Origin of the sequence: Hymenobacter frigidus, assembly GCF_014640435.1 — a bacterium.
Lineage (GTDB): Bacteria > Bacteroidota > Bacteroidia > Cytophagales > Hymenobacteraceae > Hymenobacter > Hymenobacter frigidus.
On the sequence record NZ_BMGY01000021.1, the window covers coordinates 21,516 to 40,320 of the forward strand.

General features: G+C 60.9%; 21 protein-coding genes. 14 read left to right on the top strand and 7 right to left on the bottom strand.

Going from position 1 to position 18,805, the window contains the following annotated elements:
* Positions 1-124 precede the first annotated feature (124 nt).
* From IEW17_RS12125 to IEW17_RS12140, 4 genes are all read left to right on the top strand, one after another.
* Positions 125-343, top strand: coding sequence for a KGG domain-containing protein (locus IEW17_RS12125; protein ID WP_229748974.1), 219 nt, complete (start codon positions 125-127; stop codon positions 341-343).
* 47 nt (positions 344-390) lie between these two features.
* Complete coding sequence (locus IEW17_RS12130; RefSeq protein ID WP_188562311.1) at positions 391-1,455, top strand: o-succinylbenzoate synthase; 1,065 nt, start codon at positions 391-393, stop codon at positions 1,453-1,455.
* A gap of 208 nt (positions 1,456-1,663) precedes the next feature.
* Complete coding sequence (locus IEW17_RS12135) at positions 1,664-2,800, top strand: aspartyl protease family protein (protein WP_188562312.1); 1,137 nt, start codon at positions 1,664-1,666, stop codon at positions 2,798-2,800.
* Positions 2,801-2,864: 64 nt separating this feature from the next.
* Positions 2,865-3,242 carry a DUF423 domain-containing protein gene (locus IEW17_RS12140; RefSeq protein WP_188562313.1) on the top strand — a complete coding sequence of 126 codons (378 nt, stop codon included), beginning with the start codon at positions 2,865-2,867 and terminating at the stop codon, positions 3,240-3,242.
* A gap of 306 nt (positions 3,243-3,548) precedes the next feature.
* On the opposite strand, the gene IEW17_RS12145 is transcribed toward IEW17_RS12140, so the two are convergent.
* From IEW17_RS12145 to IEW17_RS12160, 4 genes are all read right to left on the bottom strand, one after another.
* The gene (locus IEW17_RS12145) at positions 3,549-4,064 is read right to left on the bottom strand and encodes a DUF1573 domain-containing protein (protein ID WP_188562314.1); all 516 of its coding nucleotides are present in this window, start codon (positions 4,062-4,064) and stop codon (positions 3,549-3,551) included.
* Positions 4,065-4,213: 149 nt separating this feature from the next.
* Entirely contained in the window at positions 4,214-4,876 is a 663-nt protein-coding gene (locus IEW17_RS12150) for a DUF4136 domain-containing protein (RefSeq protein ID WP_188562315.1), read from the bottom strand.
* Positions 4,877-5,022: 146 nt separating this feature from the next.
* Positions 5,023-6,453 (bottom strand): ATP-dependent DNA helicase, encoded by a 1,431-nt coding sequence (locus tag IEW17_RS12155; protein WP_188562316.1) that lies wholly within the window; start codon positions 6,451-6,453, stop codon positions 5,023-5,025.
* Between the two features lie 32 nt (positions 6,454-6,485).
* Positions 6,486-6,947, bottom strand: a complete 462-nt coding sequence (locus IEW17_RS12160; RefSeq protein WP_308420619.1) for a PaaI family thioesterase — start codon at positions 6,945-6,947, stop codon at positions 6,486-6,488.
* 217 nt (positions 6,948-7,164) lie between these two features.
* On the opposite strand from IEW17_RS12160, the gene IEW17_RS12165 reads away from it, so the two are divergent.
* The 4 genes from IEW17_RS12165 (at position 7,165) to coaD (ending at position 10,142) form a co-directional block, all read left to right on the top strand.
* Positions 7,165-7,752: a DUF4126 domain-containing protein gene (locus IEW17_RS12165; protein WP_229748975.1), complete on the top strand. Its 588-nt coding sequence runs from the start codon at positions 7,165-7,167 to the stop codon at positions 7,750-7,752.
* A gap of 118 nt (positions 7,753-7,870) precedes the next feature.
* Entirely contained in the window at positions 7,871-8,377 is a 507-nt protein-coding gene (locus IEW17_RS12170) for an NUDIX domain-containing protein (protein WP_188562317.1), read from the top strand.
* A 175-nt stretch (positions 8,378-8,552) separates the two neighbouring features.
* Positions 8,553-9,422: a DUF3822 family protein gene (locus IEW17_RS12175; RefSeq protein ID WP_188562318.1), complete on the top strand. Its 870-nt coding sequence runs from the start codon at positions 8,553-8,555 to the stop codon at positions 9,420-9,422.
* Between the two features lie 255 nt (positions 9,423-9,677).
* The gene (coaD, locus tag IEW17_RS12180; protein ID WP_188562319.1) at positions 9,678-10,142 is read left to right on the top strand and encodes a pantetheine-phosphate adenylyltransferase; all 465 of its coding nucleotides are present in this window, start codon (positions 9,678-9,680) and stop codon (positions 10,140-10,142) included.
* Between the two features lie 28 nt (positions 10,143-10,170).
* On the opposite strand, the gene IEW17_RS12185 is transcribed toward coaD, so the two are convergent.
* Positions 10,171-10,662 carry a hypothetical protein gene (locus tag IEW17_RS12185; protein WP_188562320.1) on the bottom strand — a complete coding sequence of 164 codons (492 nt, stop codon included), beginning with the start codon at positions 10,660-10,662 and terminating at the stop codon, positions 10,171-10,173.
* 16 nt (positions 10,663-10,678) lie between these two features.
* Positions 10,679-11,383 (bottom strand): NUDIX hydrolase, encoded by a 705-nt coding sequence (locus IEW17_RS12190; protein WP_188562321.1) that lies wholly within the window; start codon positions 11,381-11,383, stop codon positions 10,679-10,681.
* Between the two features lie 136 nt (positions 11,384-11,519).
* On the opposite strand from IEW17_RS12190, the gene IEW17_RS12195 reads away from it, so the two are divergent.
* Positions 11,520-12,023 (top strand): metallophosphoesterase family protein, encoded by a 504-nt coding sequence (locus IEW17_RS12195; RefSeq protein WP_188562322.1) that lies wholly within the window; start codon positions 11,520-11,522, stop codon positions 12,021-12,023.
* Positions 12,024-12,174: 151 nt separating this feature from the next.
* Here IEW17_RS12195 and IEW17_RS12200 read toward each other — a convergent pair whose 3' ends face one another.
* On the bottom strand, positions 12,175-12,480 hold the full coding sequence (locus IEW17_RS12200; RefSeq protein ID WP_188562323.1) for a hypothetical protein: 306 nt from the start codon (positions 12,478-12,480) through the stop codon (positions 12,175-12,177).
* Positions 12,481-12,670: 190 nt separating this feature from the next.
* On the opposite strand from IEW17_RS12200, the gene IEW17_RS12205 reads away from it, so the two are divergent.
* The 5 genes from IEW17_RS12205 to IEW17_RS12225 all read left to right on the top strand — a co-directional run bounded on the left by IEW17_RS12205 (position 12,671) and on the right by IEW17_RS12225 (position 18,800).
* Entirely contained in the window at positions 12,671-13,717 is a 1,047-nt protein-coding gene (locus tag IEW17_RS12205; protein ID WP_188562324.1) for a threonine aldolase family protein, read from the top strand.
* Positions 13,718-13,947: 230 nt separating this feature from the next.
* On the top strand, positions 13,948-14,604 hold the full coding sequence (locus IEW17_RS12210; protein ID WP_188562325.1) for a metallophosphoesterase: 657 nt from the start codon (positions 13,948-13,950) through the stop codon (positions 14,602-14,604).
* A 29-nt stretch (positions 14,605-14,633) separates the two neighbouring features.
* Positions 14,634-15,266 carry a DNA-3-methyladenine glycosylase family protein gene (locus IEW17_RS12215; RefSeq protein WP_188562326.1) on the top strand — a complete coding sequence of 211 codons (633 nt, stop codon included), beginning with the start codon at positions 14,634-14,636 and terminating at the stop codon, positions 15,264-15,266.
* A 304-nt stretch (positions 15,267-15,570) separates the two neighbouring features.
* Positions 15,571-16,359, top strand: a complete 789-nt coding sequence (locus tag IEW17_RS12220) for a polysaccharide biosynthesis/export family protein (protein WP_229748976.1) — start codon at positions 15,571-15,573, stop codon at positions 16,357-16,359.
* Between the two features lie 56 nt (positions 16,360-16,415).
* Complete coding sequence (locus IEW17_RS12225) at positions 16,416-18,800, top strand: polysaccharide biosynthesis tyrosine autokinase (RefSeq protein ID WP_188562327.1); 2,385 nt, start codon at positions 16,416-16,418, stop codon at positions 18,798-18,800.
* The last annotated feature ends 5 nt before the right edge of the window (positions 18,801-18,805 follow it).

Here is an 18,805-nt window from a genome sequence, read left to right on the forward strand (position 1 = left end):
CCACTAAATCAGCCAATAGTTAAACGAATATTATTAAAAACAGTACACTTGCATCTAACCACTTTCTTTTCATATTACTATGGTATCTTCAATTTCCACCATCAGTTCTACAGCTGCTATTGCTGTGAAGGTTGCTCCCCGCCCAGCTGCCCGCGTGGGTACCAAAAGCCGCCGCGGCTTTGCGGCCATGAGCCCCGAAACCCAGCGCCGCATTGCCAGCGAAGGCGGCAAGGCCTCGCACGCCAGCGGCCGTGGCCACCGTTTTTCAGCCGATGAAGCCCGCGATGCCGGCCGTAAAGGCGGCTTGGTAAGCCGGCGGGGCAAAAAAGAAGTGGAGAAATAAGAAACTTCTGCTGCCGGGTTACGCTGCATGCCGCGCATCTTTGTGGCATGCTACGTCTCCGTTTTTCGCAACGCGCCCTCCGCTTCAATTTCCCCGCCCGTACCTCCCGCGGGGCCTTGGCCGAACACGTAGCCTGGTACCTGCACCTCTGCGATGACTCGGCCCCGGACGTGGGGGGCGTGGGGGAAGCCGCGCCACTGGCCGGCCTCAGCCCCGATTTCGGCCCGGAGTTTCCAGCCGCAGTAGTCCAGCTATGCCACCGTTTCAACGCCGGCGCTTTTGTCACGTTTGCCGTGGCCGATGCGCCGGCGTTTGTGGGTTTGGCCCTGCCGGCGTTGGTTTTTGCATTCGAAACCGCGCTACTTGACCTGGCCCGCGGGGGCCGGCGGCAGCTTTACGCCAATGCCTTCAGCCAGGGCCAGGCAACGTTGCCCATCAACGGGCTGGTATGGATGGGAGATGCCACCTTCATGCGCGAGCAGATTGAGCAGAAGCTGGCGGACGGCTATTCCTGCCTGAAATTAAAGATTGGGGGACTTGACTTTGCCACGGAATTAGCCATTCTTGCCGAAATACGTGCCGTGGCAAGTCCCGAAAAGTTGATTCTGCGAGTGGATGCCAACGGTGCTTTCAGCCCGGCCGATGCCCCGGCCAAACTCGCGCACTTGGCGGCGTTTCGTATTCATTCCATAGAGCAGCCGCTGAAGGCGGGGCAGGCAACAGCTTCGGCGGCCCTTTGCCGTACTTCGCCCCTGCCCATCGCCCTCGACGAAGAATTGATTGGACTGACGGACCCGACCGCGCAAGCGGCCTTGCTCGATGCGGTGCGGCCCGCCTACATCGTACTAAAACCCACTCTGCTGGGGGGCCACGCCGCTACCCGCCACTGGATTGCCCTGGCCCAGGCACGGGGCATTGGGTGGTGGATTACCTCGGCCCTTGAATCCAACATCGGCCTCAACGCCGTGGCTCAGCTCACCGGTGAGTACGATGTGCATGGGTTTGCCCAAGGCCTGGGTACGGGCCAGCTCTATCACAACAACGTGGTGGCCCCCTTGCACATCCGCGAGGGCCACTTGCACTACGACCCCGCCGGCACCTGGGGCGAATAGCGCCCAGCCAGCCCCGCAACTATTTGGCTAATCTGCGGCTTGTTCGCTAAACTTACCGATTAGGCTGCGCTTTCCTCTTATGTTGGCTTTCCGCTTTGTGCTTCTGCTAGTTTTCCTGTGCTTATGCGGGGAAATGAGTCCGGCTGCACAAGCGCAAACTGCGCCCAAAGCCGGGCCGTTTGGTTTCGACCAATCCCGACGCCGAAACGTGCGCATTCCCATTCAGCTGCACCGCAACTTACTAGTGGTAAAGGCTAAGGTAAACGGGACGGGGCCGTACAATTTCCTGCTCGATTCCGGAGTTGGGATATCCATAATGACGGCCTCCACGCTCGCCGACTCGCTGGGCCTGAAGCACGGGCAGCAGTTCCGAGTGGTGGGCGCAGGCGGCCTGGATTCCGGCCTGCTCGCCTACCAAACCGATAGTGTCCGCGTGACCATGCCCGGGGTAGTAGCCCCGCACATGACGTGGCTGGTGCTGTCCGAGGACGTGCTCAACCTGTCGGGGTACGTGGGCGTGCCCATCCACGGCATCATGGGTTCCGAGCTGTTTCGCAGCTTTGTGGTGACGCTGCGGCCCCAACTCGACTACCTGTTGCTCAGTGACCCGGCTACTTACCGCACGCCAAAAGGCAAAGGCTGGGCTTCCATTCCTCTGACCCTGGAAAACAACAAGGCCTATTTCACAGCCCCCGTGCAGTTCACCGACTCGCTCACGCTGCCGCTCAAGCTGGTGCTCGACACCGGGGCCAGCCACGCGCTGTCGTTGGAAATGGATTCGGACCCGCGCCTGGTGGCACCTGCCCGCCGCTTGCCCGCCGACTTGGGACGCGGCCTCACGGGCACCGTGCACGGCTTTCTGGGCCGGGTGGCGGCCTTACACTTGGGGCGCTACGTGCTACGCTCGGTGCTCACCTCCTACCCCGACGCGGCCGACGTACACCACCGCATCGATGTGCCCCGCAACGGCAATATCGGCTACGAGCTGCTGAAACGTTTCACCTTAGTTATTGACTACCCGCACCAGCGCTTGTTGCTCCGGCCCAACGTCAGTTTCCGCGACCCGTTTGAGCACGATATGTGCGGCATCGAGCTGCTGGCCACTGGGCCAAACTATCGCCGCTTCCTCGTGCTGCGCGTGGTGCCCGGGTCGCCGGCCGCTGACGCCGGCCTTTCCCCCAACGAAGAAGTACTAAGCATTAACCTCGTTCCAGCCAGCGAATTTTCCCTCAGTGAGCTCGACCGGATGCTGCATTCCATCGATGGCCGGACTTTGTTCCTGGTATTACGCAAGTCAGACGGTGAAATCTACGCCACCTCCGTGCGCCTGAAACGGCAAATCTGAGCGGTTCTGTGGATAACCGAGCCGTACCTTCGCCCCTGCTTCTCACTTATCTCGAACTTATTCTATGACTGCTCGACTTTTGCTTCAACTCGCGGCCCTGCTGGGCGGCCTGGGCGTCGCCATTGGGGCTTTTGGGGCGCATGCCCTGCACGATGCACTGGTACGAGCCGGCCGCCTCGACACCTTTGAAACGGCGGTGCGCTACCAGTTTTACCACCTGCTGGCGCTGCTGGCAGTGGGCGTGCTGTGGACGGCGCGCCCCGAGCTGCGCACCTTGGGCACCACCGGCTGGCTGTGGCTAAGCGGTATAATTGTGTTCAGTGGCTCGCTCTACGCCCTGTGTTTCACGGGCATTACCAAGCTGGGCGCGGTAGCGCCGGTGGGCGGGCTGCTGCTGCTGGCGGGCTGGCTCAGCTTGTTCTGGGCCGTGCGCGAGCTGTAGCCGGCCGCCTGAGCTGGCTTCTCGGTAGCAAGGCGTTGGCGCAGGCGGCTCCGCACTCGCACAAAAGTACTCTAAGTACCCACGCACAAGTAACCGGATAAAGAAGAACGTCATTCCGAGCTTGCCGAGGAATCTCGCTCGCGCTAGTGGGCGGCGCGGATGACTCCGGCAAGATTCCTCGGCAAGCTCGGAATGACGTTCTTTTTGGTTGACTACGGTTACTTATGCGCGACTGCTGAACGATGCCAAAAGGGCGGCCTGCTTACGCAGGCCGCCCTTTTGGCATCGTTCAGCGGCTTAACCAGCTTACTTGATTTTGGCTTTCACTTTGGTGTCGCCGCTTTTTTCTTTCACCTTTTTGCCATCGCCCGACGTTTCCATTTTCATCGCGGGAGCGGCGTTGGCAGTGGCACCGGCTTCTTTCACTTCACCCACCAGGGCTACGGTGGTGCTGCCGGCCGCCGCATTCGACTCAATAGTCAGCACTTTGTTCTGCATACCGATTTTACCAGTCGAGTTGAAGTGCGCGGTGATGGAGCCGGTTTTGCCGGGCATTACCGGGGCCTTGGTCCACTCCGGGGTGGTACAGCCGCAGCTCACACCGATGTTGGAGATGACGAGGGGCGCATTACCCGTGTTCTTAAACTTGAAGGTGTGGTCGACTATACCACCCTGTGCTACGGAGCCGAAGTCGTACTTCACTTCTTCGAACGTGATGGCAGGGCCAGCTACTGGGCCAGCGGCGGCCGACTTCATGGCCTGGGCCTGCGCGGTGTAGGCGGCGGCGGTCAGGCTCAGGGCGAGGAGCAAGGTTTTTTTCATGGATGCGAAAATGATTGACGGATTATGAAGAAGGGAGGAGGAAGATTGAGCCGGTACGGACTCAACCAGCCGGCTGGGGCCTAAACAAATTTACGACCAAACTACTAAGTCCAATCTGAAGAGCTGGTGAAGCTTATCTAACCAAATTTTTAGCCTTTAAATTCTTTGGAGTAGGGAAACTGGCGCGAAGCCTTGCGCATGATGGTGGTAATGATGGAGTTGGTGTCGGACCCGAAGCCGCGCGCGAGGCTCTTGTCGTACTTCCACAGCAATTCGCCGCTCCGACCATCGTTGATGTTGATGACCAGCTTACCGGTGTTGGTGGGGCCCGAAAAACCGCCCACCATTAGCATAGCCACCGCCGCGCCGCCCGACATGGGCTGGCTGCTTTCAAACGTGCCCGAAATCACGCCATCGACACCGAGCATCTGAGCCAGTTCTTCCATGGTCATAGTGAGCGTTTTTTCGCTGGTCATGCCGTTTTTGGCGAGTAGGGCATTGGTTCTGGCTACGTCCTGCACATCCACCGTAATGTCATTATCGCCCTTCTGCTTCAGCAGGTACGATTGCAGGGCGCTTTGCACGCCCAGGCCTTCGCGCTCTTCCAGCACGCGCACGCCCTCAATGCCGCCGTTCTTTTTTACTTCGGCGGGCCGCAGCTGCAGCGTAGTGCGGAAGGGCAGCACGGCGAGGGTTTTGTGGTCCTTAGTCAGTAGTTTGAATTTGGGGCTGGTGTAGATTTCGCGGGTTTGAGCCGAGGCCAGCAGGGTAGTGAACAGCGCCAGCAGCACTGTCAGGGAAAGGTGCTTCATGAGTACAGAAATGGGATTTGAAAAAAAGAATGAGTGGAGTAACGCCGCAAGTTACCAAGTTTTCGGGCATTAAAAAGCGCCCGCCGTTACCGGCAAACGGGTAGCAGCGGGCGCTTCGGGCACCTCCGGTTTCGAGAGCTTAAACATTAGTTCTCCTCCACCGGGTCGCTAATCAGCTTCTGCTGAAAATTGAGCAAAAACAGCCGCTCCGAGGCGCGGGTGATGGCCGTATAGAGCCAGCGGGCAAACTCGCCGGCCAGCGGCTCGTCGGGCTTCAGGAAGCCGTGGTCGACGAACACGGCCTGCCACTGCCCGCCCTGCGCCTTGTGGCAGGTGAGCGCATAGGCAAACTTGATTTGCAGGGCGTTGAGGTACGGGTCTTTGCGCATCTCCTTGTAGCGCTCGGCCTTGGTTTTGAGGTGGGCGTAATCTTCGCTCACGGCCATATACAGGGCATTATTGCGGTCCGAAGGCAGGGCCGGGCTTTCGGTGTGCAGGGTATCAAGCAGCAGCTTAACTTCGATTTCGGGCTCGTCGGGATAGTCCACCAGCCGAACCTGGGCCTGGGCAAAATGGAAGCCGTAGACCTCTTCGCGCCGCACAATTTTGGTGATTTGCAGGAAGTCGCCGTTGGCCAGGAAGCCGATTTCGGAGTCCTTGGGCAGCCAGTAGTAGTTGTTGCGCACCACCATGAGGTAGTCGCCGCCCTCAATCTCCTCCTCGGCATCAAACAAAGCTCTTCTAATGAGCTGGTTGTACTGGTTGGCGTTGCGATTCGAGCGACAGATAATGGTGGTATTCTCGTGGCCGTAGTTGCGGTAGGCCCAGCGCAGGCCGTCCTCCAGCTTGTCGCCGCTCATTTTGAATATGTCGCGAAAGCCCTTGGTATGCAGCTGGATGTTGGGGTGCTCCTGGCGCAATTCCTCGCGCAGCTCGGTGGCATTCACCAGAATGCCCGACTCCTGGGCCTGGCGCATTACCTGGCGCAGCTCCACGCTGCCCACCTCCGCGCGGAAGCGGTGGGCCAGCAATTCCGGGTCGAGGGCCGGGCTCAGGAGCTGGCCCACCGGCGGCAGCTGCGCCGTATCGCCGATGAGCAGGAGCTTATTGCTCGTCTTCTCAAACGCGAAACCCATCAAGTCATCGAGCAGGCCATTTTCGCCAAAGGCTTTTTCGTCCGAAATCATCGAGGCCTCGTCCACAATGTAGAGCGTTTGCTCGGCGCGGTTGGGCTGGCGCTGGAAGTTGAGCCGCTCAGATGGCGCACTAGACGTTTGGCGGTATATTTTCTTGTGAATGGTGCTGGCGGCCACGCCCGCGTAGCCGGCCATTACCTTGGCGGCGCGGCCGGTGGGGGCCATCAGGGTGTACTTGCGCTGCATTTTGTGCAGCCACTGCACCAGGGCGCTTATGACAGTGGTTTTGCCGGTGCCCGCGTAGCCGCGCAGCACAAACACCTTGCGGCCCGGTAGTTGGTCGCGCAAAAACGCGTCGAGCTGCGTGAACAGCAGGGCCTGGTCGTCGGTGGGCTCGTAGGGAAAATAGTCGCGGACGGAGGGGGTTCTGACAGTTAGCACAGATTCATTTTTAAGTAGCCCTTACGACCGGCTTATGCCAGGGGCAATGGCTCAATCACCGCCATGGTGGCGCTGGCTTTGGCGATGAGCACGCCGTCGCACCACACCTCGGCCTCGCAAAAGTGCAGCCGCCGGCCCGATTTCAGCACCCAGCCAATGGCTTTTATCTGCTGGCCAACGCCGGGATTTAGGTAAGAGATTTTCAAATCGGAAGTAACTACGCCGAAATCATCGGGCACGAGCGTGACGGCGGCGAAACCAGCCACCAAATCAGCCATCGTGGCAATGAGGCCGCCGTGGGCAAAGCCGCGCTGCTGCAAGTGCTGCTGGCCCAGCATTAGCTCGGCCTCCACCCGGCCAGGGGCGATGCTTGTCAGGTCGGCCCCAACAAGGTGCATGAAATGCTGGCGGACCAACTTGCGCCGGATGCGAATTTCCAGCTCCGGATTGGCCGCGATAGCAGCAGCAAGTGACTCTTTATTAATAGCTGACACAGAAATTGAATATGTTTATAGGTAAGAAAACGAGCAGCGGTGTTAACACGACGACGGATTTATACCAGTTTGTACTGCGGGCCAGAGTGGAGAACTTCTTAGAACTCTAAAGCGGGCCTGACAGCCTCTCAGCCGCATTTGCGAGCCGTGAGGTCAAAGGTACTGGCTTGACTACTGCGCCCGTATCTTTCGGCTCCACTTTAGCCTTTTGTATCCAATGGAACACGGTCCGACAATGCAGTATCTGGTGGCGGGGGCGCTGGGTCTGGGGCTGGCGGCCAGCAGTGGTTTCCGGGTATTCGTGCCGCTGCTGGCGGCCAGCGTGGCCTACCACACCGGCTACATGGCCCCATCGGCGGGATTTGCGTGGCTGGGTACCTGGGTGGCCCTGCTCACGCTGGCCACGGCCACGGTGGTTGAAATAGCGGGCTACTACGTTCCGTTCGTCGACCATTTGCTTGACACCATAACGACGCCGGCCTCCTTCGTGGCCGGCACCATTCTGATGACTTCGGCCCTGCCCCACCTCGACCCGACTTTGCGCTGGACGCTGGGCATATTGGTGGGCGGTGGCACGGCCGGGCTGGTGCAAACCGGCACGGCGCTGCTGCGCGGCGCCTCCATGGCCACCACCGGCGGCCTGGCCAACCCGGTGCTGGCGACCGTCGAAAACACGCTGGCCGTGGGCGGCGTGGCGCTCACGCTGCTGCTGCCACTGGCGGCGGCAGGACTGGTGGTGCTGTTGCTGGTTTATATCCTGAGCCGGCTGCGGCGCTGGCGTGCTCGCCGCCGCCAGGTGGCCTAGGGGCACGGTGGTTGGGTAAGCAGCCGCAAAAGTCGCTGATTTTCGGACCGGCCAAAACAATCCGGAAAAGTCAACGTTAGTCTTGCCGTGCTTTGCATCCGTCGCCTGTCTTTATTCTATGCCCGATTCGATTATTAATTCTCCTGATGCCTTGCTCCAGGCGTATTCCGGCAAGGTGCGGGTACGAGTGGGCGGCCTGTTGCTGCGCGATGGGGCCATGCTGCTGGCATCGCACCGCGGGCTGTTGCCGCAGGGTGCGCCATTTTGGTCGCCGCCAGGTGGCGGGTGGCAGTTCGGCGAAAGCATTCGGCAAGCCTTGGTTCGCGAATTCAAAGAAGAAACCGGACTGGCCGTGCGCGTGGGTCGCTTCCTGCACCTGCACGAGTTTTGCCGCGATGAGCTGCAAGCGCTGGAGCTTTTCTTCGAAGTACTGGCCGATGATGCTAGCCCGCCCGCCCTGGGCCACGACCCCGAGCACGCCCCCGACCAGCAAATCCTGACTGAATTGGCCTGGTTCAGCCCGCGACAGCTGCAGCAGCTGCCCCCGGCTCAGGTGCATCCCACGCTGCGCCACGTGCTCAGCCCCGATGATATTTTCGTGCCGCAGGTAAATTTTGCGCAGTAGCAGCCAGAAAACTGGTCATTGGAGCCTTTTATTGCTTGGTGCAGAGAGGAATATGTGCCCATTTCTTGGCAAGTAACACCAGCTGGCACTGCCTGTTTTCCGGCTTTCCTATCCATTGGCACGAAGCCACGCAGTATCTTTAGCACCGGCCAAAAGGCCTGATTAGCTCCTACTCGTGCCTGCCACTTCTGCATCTGCTGTTTCTCCGGCTGCGCCCTCGGCGCTGCTGCGCCTGCGCGACGAAACCTTTGACCCCACCAACCTCGGTGCCTACAACCTCTATTTGCTGGTCGCGCCCGCCCGCCTGTGCCTGGCGGTGGCCGATGTGGAGCGCCGCAAGTTTGTCGCCCTCGAAGAATATACCCTGCCCACCGGCGGCCTCCCAGCCCTGGCGGAGCAGCACGACGTGCTGGGCCAGCGCGGCTGGAACGCGGTGCGGCTGGCCGTTACGGGCCGAGCCTTCACGCTGCTGCCCGCGCCGCTGTTCCGGGCCGGCGACGAAGCGGCGGCCCTGCGCCTGCACCACACCCCCACCGCCACCGAAACCGTGCGGCACACCACCCACCCCGGGCAAGAGCTGGTCAACGTGTTTGCGGCAGATGCCGCCGTGGCCGACTGGCTGGCGGTAACTCATGGTGCGGCCGGGCGACTGCTGCACCACACCAGCGCTTTTCTGGTGGGCCTGGTGCACCAGCGCGGGGCCGCCGCGCCGCGCCGCCTCTACCTCAGCCCCGGTCCGCAGGAACTCACCCTTGTTGTGATGGGCCAGCACCTGGAATACTGCAACGTATTTGCCTGCACCACCGCCGAGGACGTGGTGTACTACACCATTCTCGTGATGCAGGAACTGAGCCTCGACCCCGACCTGGATGAGGTGACCGTGTGGGGCGAGCTGACCCCTGATTCGACCGTATTTAGCTTGCTGCGCACCTACGTGCGCAATGTCCGGTTTGGGCCCCGCCCCGCCGATGTGCAGTACAGCTACCGCCTCAACGACGTGTTCGAGTACCGTTATTTCGACCTGTTCAGCCTGCACTTCGCGTGACAGAATTATCAGTTAAGTGCCTGCACAGAATTAAACGAGGTATTAGGGCGTCATGCTGAGCTTGTCGAAGCATCTCTACCGCTTCGACAGGGTCGTTCAACGAGGCGGTAGAGATACTTCGACAAGCTCAGCATGACGTTCTGATTGCACAATTAATTTAGAACAAGCACTTAAGAGGCATGAGTAATGAGTTGAGGCACATAGTAGGCAGACTCCAATTCTTAACTCATAATTTTTAACTCCTGATTCACCGAAATGTCCCGCATCGCGCTTTTTCCCGGCTCCTTCGACCCCTTTACCAACGGGCACCTCGATATTGTGCGGCGCGGCACTGCCCTGTTCGATGAAGTGATAGTAGCCATCGGCACCAATAGCAGCAAGCAGCGCTACGTGCCTGTAGAGCAGATGCAGGCGCTTCTACTGGAAGTATTCCGGGATGAGCCACAGGTCTCGGTACGCACCTTTAAGGGACTAACGGCCGAGTTTGCGCGCGAAGCAGGAGCCCACTACTTATTGCGCGGCTTGCGCAATAGCCTTGATTTCGAGTACGAGAAGCCCATTGCCTATGGTAATCAGCACATCAATACCGGACTGGAAACAGTGTTTCTGCTGACCTCTCCCCTGTTAGGTGCCATCAGCAGCACCATCATTCGGGATATTCACCGCTTTGGGGGCGACGTGACGGCCTTTCTACCCTACGCGATGCCGCCGCTTGGCTGATTCATCAGCAAGCAAAACCCAGGCCTTGCTAAGGCAGTGACGGGGCCGTAGCCAGCACCCGCAATCCCATCAACTGGGTTGGTCGTTGCTCCTCAAAAACCGGCAAGACCAAGTAGTCGGCCGCCCCCAGCGCCAGATTGGCGCGACGCATGAGTTCGCTCTCGTCGGCTCCTAGTAAAAGCAAGTCACTCACGCGGCGGGTGCGCTCGTTGTAGGCCGCCACCACCGCCAGGCCCCGATACTGGAAAAATCCAGACGAGTCTATTTGCTCCTGACGCAGCAGCAACGGTGCCTGCACGGGGTCGGTGAAACCGACAGGTAAGGGCCGGCGGGGGCCTAATCGCCGGATTAGCTGGTCAATTGATAGGTGAATAATGCCGGGCACATCCAGTCCGGGAATGTTCCGCGATGGGGCTATGCTGGCCCGGGGCCGGTCGCGCACCGGCTCGTGCGAACCCGAGCAGCCCCCCGCAAAAGAAACTGCTGCTACAATAATAAGCATTACTACGAGAGGCCGCATAAGCCACAAGATAGACTTATTTTCCAGTGGTTGGTGCTTCTTTAGCCGGTTTACCGGCCATGGTGCTCAGATAGTAACGCACCACCAACGCGATAGAGGCATACGACTCCTCCAGCTTGGCCAGGGCCTCCTGAGGCGACATCCAGCGCACTTCCTCGATATATTCCTCGGTTTGGGGCTTCATCAGGCTGTCGTCGATGGACTTCATCAGGTACCAGTCGGTCTTTTTCAGCATTTTATTGCCTTTGTAGGCATAGCTGTGCCAGGTGCTGGGCAGCTTTTCGCCCAGCTCCAGCTTGATGTTGGTTTCCTCCTCTACCTCGCGCAGGGCCCCGACGGCCGTGTCCTCGTCGCTCTTGAGCTTGCCCTTGGGCAGGTCCCACTTACCGAGGCGGTAAATCATCAGCACCTGGTCGTCCTTCACCACCAGTCCGCCGCCGGCCTTGGCAATCTTGAACTGGTCTTTTAAATGGAGCGTGATGAATTTCTTCTTCTTGACCAGCATGGTCAGCGACTTCAGCTTCTTGAGCTTTTTCACTTCCATCAGGCGCAGGAGGCGGTCGATAAAGAGCGGGCCTGCGTCGCGCACCAGCACATCGCCCACCAGGTCCTTGGACGTAAAGTCGTCGTCGGGGCTGAGAATCAGGTCGAATTTGTGTTTGTACACTTTTTCGCTGAGCTTTTTGATAACCAGCGGAATGTCGTTGATGAAAATATTCATCGGGAGGTACGAATTGAGAAGATGATGACGGGCAGCTGGTGCACCGAAGTCAGAAAAGAGTTGCGAAAGTAGCCCCAGGCTGCGGCTGCAAGATACGGGACCGGGCCGATTTGCCGGGCGGCCGCATCTTTGTGGCATGACGCGTATTGGCTTGCTTTCGGACACCCACGGTTATTTCGACGAGCGAATAGCGCACCATTTGCGCGATTGCGACGAAATATGGCACGCCGGCGACTTCGGCGATGCCCATGTGTTGGATGAACTGCGGGCCTTGGCGCCGTGCTTTCGGGGCGTGTACGGCAATATCGACGGCACGGACGTCCGCCGAACCGAGCCCCTGACCCAGGACTTTGTGGTTGAAGGCTTACGGGTGCTCATCACGCACATTGGCGGCTACCCGGGCCACTACGCCCCGGCCGCCCGGCCCCTGCTCGATGCCGCCCGGCCGGGCCTGTTCGTGACCGGCCACTCGCACATTCTGCGGGTGATGCCGGACAAGGCCCGGGGCCTGCTCCACCTCAACCCCGGGGCCGCGGGGCGGCACGGCTTCCACCAGGTACGCACGCTGCTGCGCTTCGGCATCGAGGCCGGCAAGGTGGTCGACCTGCAAGTAGTGGAACTGGGCAAGCGCGCCAGTTAGCCGCAGTGCCCCCGGCTTTTGCGCTAGCCTATCCTGAAACCGACAAGCCCCGCCGCCTGCGGGGCAGGCGGCGGGGCTCATCAAAGGGGTTGGCAAGTAGCGTTGGGCAGCCCGAATACTTTCGAACTGCTTGGGCTACGAGCGAAAATCCTTACAGCGCGATTTCGGGCTTGGGGTGCTCGCCTGGCTGACCATCGGCGTTCACCGGCTTGGTTACGGAATCAGCGGCTTCGAATGCGGCAGCGTTGTCGGCCACATCGGCGGTTTCAGCAGCCGCTTTCTTGGCGGGAGCCGTGGCAGCCGGAGCCGCACCGTTGGTGGTGAAACGGGATTTCAGCTCTTCGATGTCCACGTTTTTCAGAACGGGCGTACGGAGCAAATCCTTGATAATGCTCTTCTTATTGTTGGCGCGGGCAATGTTCTTGCGGTGCTTGCGCTTGAGGCGGGTAACGGACATGGTGCCGGATTGGTTAAAGTCTAGGGCTTACGAAACGGAGGGCAAAAGTAGGGCTTTCATTTTGAAAGTGCAAGCACCGCAGGCATTTTGCTGAATTACTGCAGATTCAGGTGGGGCGCGGCCGAGCGGTTTCGAGCGCTACTTTTGCCCTGGCCCCGCCCACCATCGGCCGAGGCCCTGCCCCGCTCCTATGCCAACCTCAACCCCAGCTTTGCCCCTCATCGACCTGCGCTCCGACACCGTGACGCGCCCTACTCCCGCTATGCTGGCAGCCATGTGGGCAGCCCCCGTCGGCGACGACGTGTACGAGGAAGACCCCACCGTGCGCCGCCTGGAAGAAGCCGCCGCCGCTCGCTTTGGCATGGAGGCCGGCTTATTCTGCCCCTCGGGCACGATGACCAATCAAATTGCCATCAAGGCCCACACCGAACCGCTGAGCGAGGTTATTTGCGAGCAGACGGCCCACGTGTACCTCTGGGAAGTGGGCGGCATTGCGTTCCATTCCAGCGCCTCGGTGGCGCTGCTGGTCGGCGACCGGGGCCGCCTCACGGCCGCGCAGGTGGAGGCGGCCATCCGGCCCGATAACGTGCACTACCCCACCACCCGCCTCGTATGCCTCGAAAACACGCACAACCGCGGTGGCGGCAGCTGCTACAGCTGGGACGACATGGCGGCTATCAGCGAAGTGGCGAAGCGGCACGGGCTGGCCCGCCACCTCGATGGAGCCCGGATTTTCAACGCCCTGGTGGCAACCGGCCAGCGCAGCGAGGACTACAACCAGGTATTCGACTCCATATCCGTATGCCTGAGCAAGGGCCTGGGCGCGCCGGTGGGCTCGGTGCTGCTGGGCACGCAGGCCTTTATTCAGAAGTGCAAGCGCATCCGCAAGGTGATGGGCGGCGGGTGGCGGCAGGCGGGCTACCTGGCCGCCGCCGGCCTGTATGCCCTGGAAAACAACGTGGACCGCCTGGCCGATGACCACCGCCGCGCCGCTCGCCTGGCCGAGGTGCTGCGCCAGCAGCCCTACGTGACCGAGGTGCTGGCCCCGGAAACCAACCTCGTCATTTTCCGGCTGCACGAGCGCCAGCCGTCCGCCGATTTTCTGGCCGCGCTGGAGGCTCAGGGCATTCGGGCCAGCAGCTTCGGGCCGCAGTGGATTCGCTTCGTGACGCACCTGGACGTGGATGATGCCATGATGGGCCGGATTGAAGCAGCTTTATCGATGGTGAATAGCTAATGGTGAATTGGTTTTGCTTCCGCATTTGCGGTGGAAATAATTAGAATTCTCCATTGCGCTGGTGAGCAGCAGCGTTGGCCGACGTCAACCCACTGCTTTCCACCAGTCGCGACGGCGGTTGCGGTGTTGAAGCCACTGCCTGGGCCCGGGACAGCCCAAAGTTGGCCTCGGGCCCAGGCATAAAATCAGCGTTTTCGGACCCACATCTGCGTTTTTACGTTCTCAAGGCCATGAATTTACTCATCATTGGCGACGTGCACGGGTGCTTCCACACTTTCAGCGAGTTGCTCACGCACTGGCGGCCCGCCACTGAGTACCTCATCCAGGTGGGCGACCTGGTGGACCGGGGCCGGCACGTGCCCGAAACCGTGACGCTGGCCTGCCAGCTCAGCGAAAAACACCCCGATACCGCCACTTTTCTGATGGGCAACCATGAGCAGAGTATGCTGCGGCACTACGGCCCCGTGGGCCCGTACTTGGACTGGCTGGAGTGGGGCGGCCGCACCACCGTGGCGCAGTATAAAGCCCGCCCGCAGCTGCTGGCGCAGCACCTGCCCTGGCTGACCCAGCGGCCGCTGCTGTGGCAGAATGAGCACGTGCTGGTGAGCCACGCCGGCCTGGCCGATTCGCTTCACGCCCTCGACCCTGCGCACCCCGATGGCTTGCTCTGGCGGCGCGGCCCCCTCCGCAAGCTGCCCACCCAGCGGCAGGTGGTGGGCCACACCCCCACCGACGACGGCGACCCGCAGCTTGATACCGACTCCGATACCATTTACCTCGATACCGGGGCTTACCTGGGGCGCAACCTGGCCGGTGTGCGCCTCACCCCCACCGGTGAGGTACTGGACATGATTTTGATTCCGACCCACGCCGCCGATTTGCGCTGACATTCTGCTCCGCTAACTACCTCCTGCTCATGTCCCACCAGGCCGCCATCCAACACCTTTCTGCCGCCGACCCGCTCTTGGGCGACCTTATTGCGCGCGGCCGCGCCATTGAGCCCCGGCCCCACGAAGACCTGTACCTGGCGCTGCTGCGGGCCATTGTCAGCCAGCAGATTTCAACCAAGGCGGCGGCGGCTATCTGGAAGCGTTTCCAGGCCCTGTTTCCGCCCGAGGGCTACCCCGAGCCGCGCGAAGTGCTGGCCCTGAGCGAGGACGAGCTGCGCGCCGCCGGGCTTTCGCGCCAAAAGGCCGGCTACCTCAAGGCCATTGCTGAATATAACGAGCGCGGCCTGCTCGACTACGAGCACCTCACCAGCCTGTCGGAGGAAGCCTTCACCCAGCACCTCACCGCCATCCGGGGCGTGGGCCGCTGGACGGCCCAGATGCTGCAAATGTTTGCCCTCGACCAACCCGACGTGTTTTCGGAAGGCGACCTGGGTGTGCAGAACGCCATGCGCCGCCTCTACGCCCTGGAAGAAACCGGCCGCGCCCTGCAAAAGCGCATGCTGCTCATTGCCGAAAACTGGCGGCCCTATCGCACCCTGGCTTGCAAATACCTCTGGCAGTCGCTGGACCAAGGCACCCAGATTCCGCCCACGGTTTAGCGCCAACGACGCGCCCCCGCACATCGCTGGCCACATTATCATAAAAAAGGCTGACTATCAACAATTATTGTGTTGATAGTCAGCCTTTTTCTACTTAACAAGCAGGTAGCTACGGCAGGTTAGCGACTCAACTCAGGACCCTATACCTTCGATTATTACTCAAAAATAATTAATTTATACTATATATAACGAATTTTCTATTAAATTAGCTTTTGTTATTCTCACCCAGGTAACAGGCAGCAGTAAGCAACCGGCCACTACCCGGCTGGCCTTTCTCGTCTGCACTACCTCCTCACGCCTTTCCATGCGCATACCCTTCTACTTCAGCTTGCGGATAATGGTGGTGGTACTGTTGGCAGGGCTGCTGGGCAGTTGCGTAGCCCAGCGCGAGCTGCCCTACCTGCAGGGCAAAGACTACTCTACCCAAGCCACCGTGCAGGTAGAAAACGAGCGCCAGGTGTACCGCCTACAGCCCGGCGACGTGCTCAGCATTCTGGTGCAGAGCGTGCAGCCGGCCCTCAATGATATGTTCAGCATGACCACGGGCCAGAACATTCAGAGCGGCGACCCCGGCAACCTGTTCGTGTCGGGCTACTCCGTGGATGCGGCTGGCAGCATTACCCTGCCCACCGTGGGCCGCCTGAAAGTGGCTGGCCTGACGGTGGAAGAAACCCAGCTGCTGGTGCAAAAAGAAGTGGCCCGCTTCATGCGCGAGGCCAACGTGGTGGTGAAGCTCACCAGCTTTAAGCTCACCATCCTGGGCGAGGTCCGGGTGCCTGGCCGCTATTTCGTGTACAATGCCCAGGCCACGGTGCTCGAAGCCCTGGGCCTGGCCGGCGACCTTACCGAGTTCGGCAGCCGCACCAATGTGAAACTGATTCGGCCCACGCCGAAGGGCTCAGAAGTGGTGCTGCTCGACCTCACCGACCCTAACCTGCTCCGCTCCAAATACTACTACCTGCTGCCCAACGATGCCCTGTACGTGGAGCCGCTGAAGGCGCGCACCAACCGCGGCAACGCCAACAATCTGGGGCTGGTGTTCGGTGGCCTGTCCACCATCATCCTGCTCCTGAGCTTTATCAAGGCCAACTAACGCCCCGGCATTGCGTCCGGCCGGCCCTGGCCCTCACCCCCTATCCGTTTCTGCTTATGGAAACCCGGCCTTCCTCCGACGAAATAGATTTGCACGCCCTGTTTTTTAAGCTGCGCACCCGCTGGCCGCTGTTTGTGCTGGCGCTGGCGCTGGCAGTGGGCGGGGCCTACCTCTATTGGCAGATGAAGGCCCCGGTGTACGCCTTCCGGGCCACCATGCTGCTCGGCGACCAGGGCACGGGTTCGAAGCAGACCCAGGAGCTGCTGCAGCTGCTGCAGGTGCGGGACAAAGGCGTGAAGATGGAGGACGAAATCGGCGTGCTCACCTCGGGCGAATTTGTGCGGCAGGCCGTGGCCAAGCTGCCCTACGCCGTGAGCTACTACGCCCAGCCCCGCACCTGGCTCAACCAGCTGCGCCCCCTGAAAGTGCGCGAGCGGCCCGCCGCCGCCGTGCCCTTCCAGGTGTGGGTTGATTTGACCGCGCCACAGCTCACCGGCGTGCCTATTTACGTGGAGCCGGCCGGGCCGGGCCGCTTCCGGCTGCGGGCCACGGCCCCGAAAGCCGCCCTCTACAGCCTGCCCACCAGCGAGCGGCTGGCCGATATCAACGACGCGGCCCTGGACCAGACCGGCACCTGGGGCGACACCCTGCGCACTCGCCTACTCACGGCCGTACTGCAGCGCATGCCGGGCGTAGCCTTCGGAGCCGAGCCCACCGCCTACTACTTCGTACTGAACGATTTGAACGGAGCCGCCGGTGAGTACCAGAGCAGCCTGGCCGTGCGCCCCATCGACCACGAGTCGCGCATTATCGAGCTGAGCGCCAAGAATACGGTGCCGGCCAAAGGCGTGCAGTTTCTGGACACGCTGATGGCCCAGTACATCGCATCCGATTTGAACGAAAAAGACCTCACCGGCCGCAAAACGCTGGCTTTTTTGAACCAGGAGATTGATAAGATTTCGGGCATGCGGCGGCAATCGGCCGAGGCACTGGCCTCGTTTCGGGCCACGCGCGGGGTGCTGGACGTAGCCGCGCAGTCCACTTCGGGCATCCAGCGGATGAGCGGGCTGGAAATAGACCGCGCCCAGGTGGCCATGCGCCGCAAATACTACCAGAACATGCTGGCCTACCTGCGCGCCAACCGCAACGCCAGCCAGGTGGCCTCGCCCAGCAGCGCCGGCATTGAGGACCCGGTGCTGAACAGCCTGATAATGCAGCTCACCAACCTCAACGAGAAGCGGGCTGAGCTCACGGCCACGGCCAGCGGCGACAATCCCCTGCTGACGGTGCTCGACGGCCGCATTCGCAACACCAAGGAATCGCTGATTCAGACGCTGGCCAACATGAGCCAGGCCAACGACATCGCTCTGCGCGACCTGGACGGCCAGCTGGGCCAGGTGCGCGGCCAGATGAGCCAGATGCCCGAGAGCGAGCGGCAGCTCTCGTCCCTAAAAAGCACAAGTGATTTTAACGAAAAAAACTACAACTTCTTGGTTGATAAGCGCAACGAGGCGGCCATTGCCCTGGCCACCAACGCCACCGACAAAAAAATCATTGACCCGGCCCAGCAAGCCAGCAGTGAGCCCGAGTCGCCGAAGCCCGTGCTGGTGGGGCTGCTGGCCCTGCTGGTAGGGCTGCTGTTGCCTACCGGCGTAGTGTTGGTGCTGGATAAGGCCAACCGCCGCATTCAGGGCCGCGACGACCTGGCCGAAGTCACCACCATTCCGCTGCTGGGCGTGGTGGCCCACGGCTCAAAGTCCGACAAGATTTCGATGCTGCGCGATGCCAAGGGCCCGATTGCGGAGTCGTTTCGGTCCATTCGGGTCAATTTGCAGTACTTGGCGGCGGGGCTTGATAAAAAGGTGCTGGGCGTGACTTCATCGATTCCGGGCGAAGGCAAAACCTTTTGCGCCGTGAACATTGCCGCCGAGCTGGCCATGAGCGGCCGCCGCGTGATGCTGGTGGAAACCGACCTGCGCCGCCCCACCGTGGCCAGCTACTTCGACCTCGACCCCACGCCGGCGCACGGGCTGGCCAGCTACCTCACCGGGGCCAGTACGCTGGACGAAGCCTGCCGCCCCAGCGGCATCGCCCACCTCGACGTGCTCACCTGCGGACATATTCCGTCCAACCCCACCGAGCTGCTGGAAGGCCCGCGCATGGCCGAGCTGCTGACCCAGCTGCGGGCCGAGTACGACTACGTGGTGCTCGACACCCCGCCGGTGGGCTTCGTGGCCGAATACTTCGTGCTGGTGCGCTTCCTCGACGCCAACATTTACGTGGTGCGCCACAACTACACCGAACGCGGCCTGGTGAGCCAGATTGACGAGCTGCACCGCACGCAGCGCATCAAGCAGCTCTACATGATTATCAACGACATGCACTTCGACCGCAACTACGAGTACCGCTACAAAAGCAAGGCCTACGCTTACGGCTACTGATTCAG

Coding starts and splice junctions, on each gene's coding strand:
- IEW17_RS12210 (WP_188562325.1), top strand. CDS start 13,948: ATGAATTTACTCATCATTGGCGACGTGCACGGGTGCTTCCACACTTTC.
- IEW17_RS12200 (WP_188562323.1), bottom strand. CDS start 12,480: ATGTCCGTTACCCGCCTCAAGCGCAAGCACCGCAAGAACATTGCCCGC.
- IEW17_RS12145 (WP_188562314.1), bottom strand. CDS start 4,064: ATGAAAAAAACCTTGCTCCTCGCCCTGAGCCTGACCGCCGCCGCCTAC.
- IEW17_RS12170 (WP_188562317.1), top strand. CDS start 7,871: ATGCCCGATTCGATTATTAATTCTCCTGATGCCTTGCTCCAGGCGTAT.
- IEW17_RS12225 (WP_188562327.1), top strand. CDS start 16,416: ATGGAAACCCGGCCTTCCTCCGACGAAATAGATTTGCACGCCCTGTTT.
- IEW17_RS12150 (WP_188562315.1), bottom strand. CDS start 4,876: ATGAAGCACCTTTCCCTGACAGTGCTGCTGGCGCTGTTCACTACCCTG.
- IEW17_RS12205 (WP_188562324.1), top strand. CDS start 12,671: ATGCCAACCTCAACCCCAGCTTTGCCCCTCATCGACCTGCGCTCCGAC.
- coaD (WP_188562319.1), top strand. CDS start 9,678: ATGTCCCGCATCGCGCTTTTTCCCGGCTCCTTCGACCCCTTTACCAAC.
- IEW17_RS12195 (WP_188562322.1), top strand. CDS start 11,520: ATGACGCGTATTGGCTTGCTTTCGGACACCCACGGTTATTTCGACGAG.
- IEW17_RS12215 (WP_188562326.1), top strand. CDS start 14,634: ATGTCCCACCAGGCCGCCATCCAACACCTTTCTGCCGCCGACCCGCTC.
- IEW17_RS12140 (WP_188562313.1), top strand. CDS start 2,865: ATGACTGCTCGACTTTTGCTTCAACTCGCGGCCCTGCTGGGCGGCCTG.
- IEW17_RS12185 (WP_188562320.1), bottom strand. CDS start 10,662: ATGCGGCCTCTCGTAGTAATGCTTATTATTGTAGCAGCAGTTTCTTTT.
- IEW17_RS12130 (WP_188562311.1), top strand. CDS start 391: ATGCTACGTCTCCGTTTTTCGCAACGCGCCCTCCGCTTCAATTTCCCC.
- IEW17_RS12190 (WP_188562321.1), bottom strand. CDS start 11,383: ATGAATATTTTCATCAACGACATTCCGCTGGTTATCAAAAAGCTCAGC.
- IEW17_RS12165 (WP_229748975.1), top strand. CDS start 7,165: ATGGAACACGGTCCGACAATGCAGTATCTGGTGGCGGGGGCGCTGGGT.
- IEW17_RS12220 (WP_229748976.1), top strand. CDS start 15,571: ATGCGCATACCCTTCTACTTCAGCTTGCGGATAATGGTGGTGGTACTG.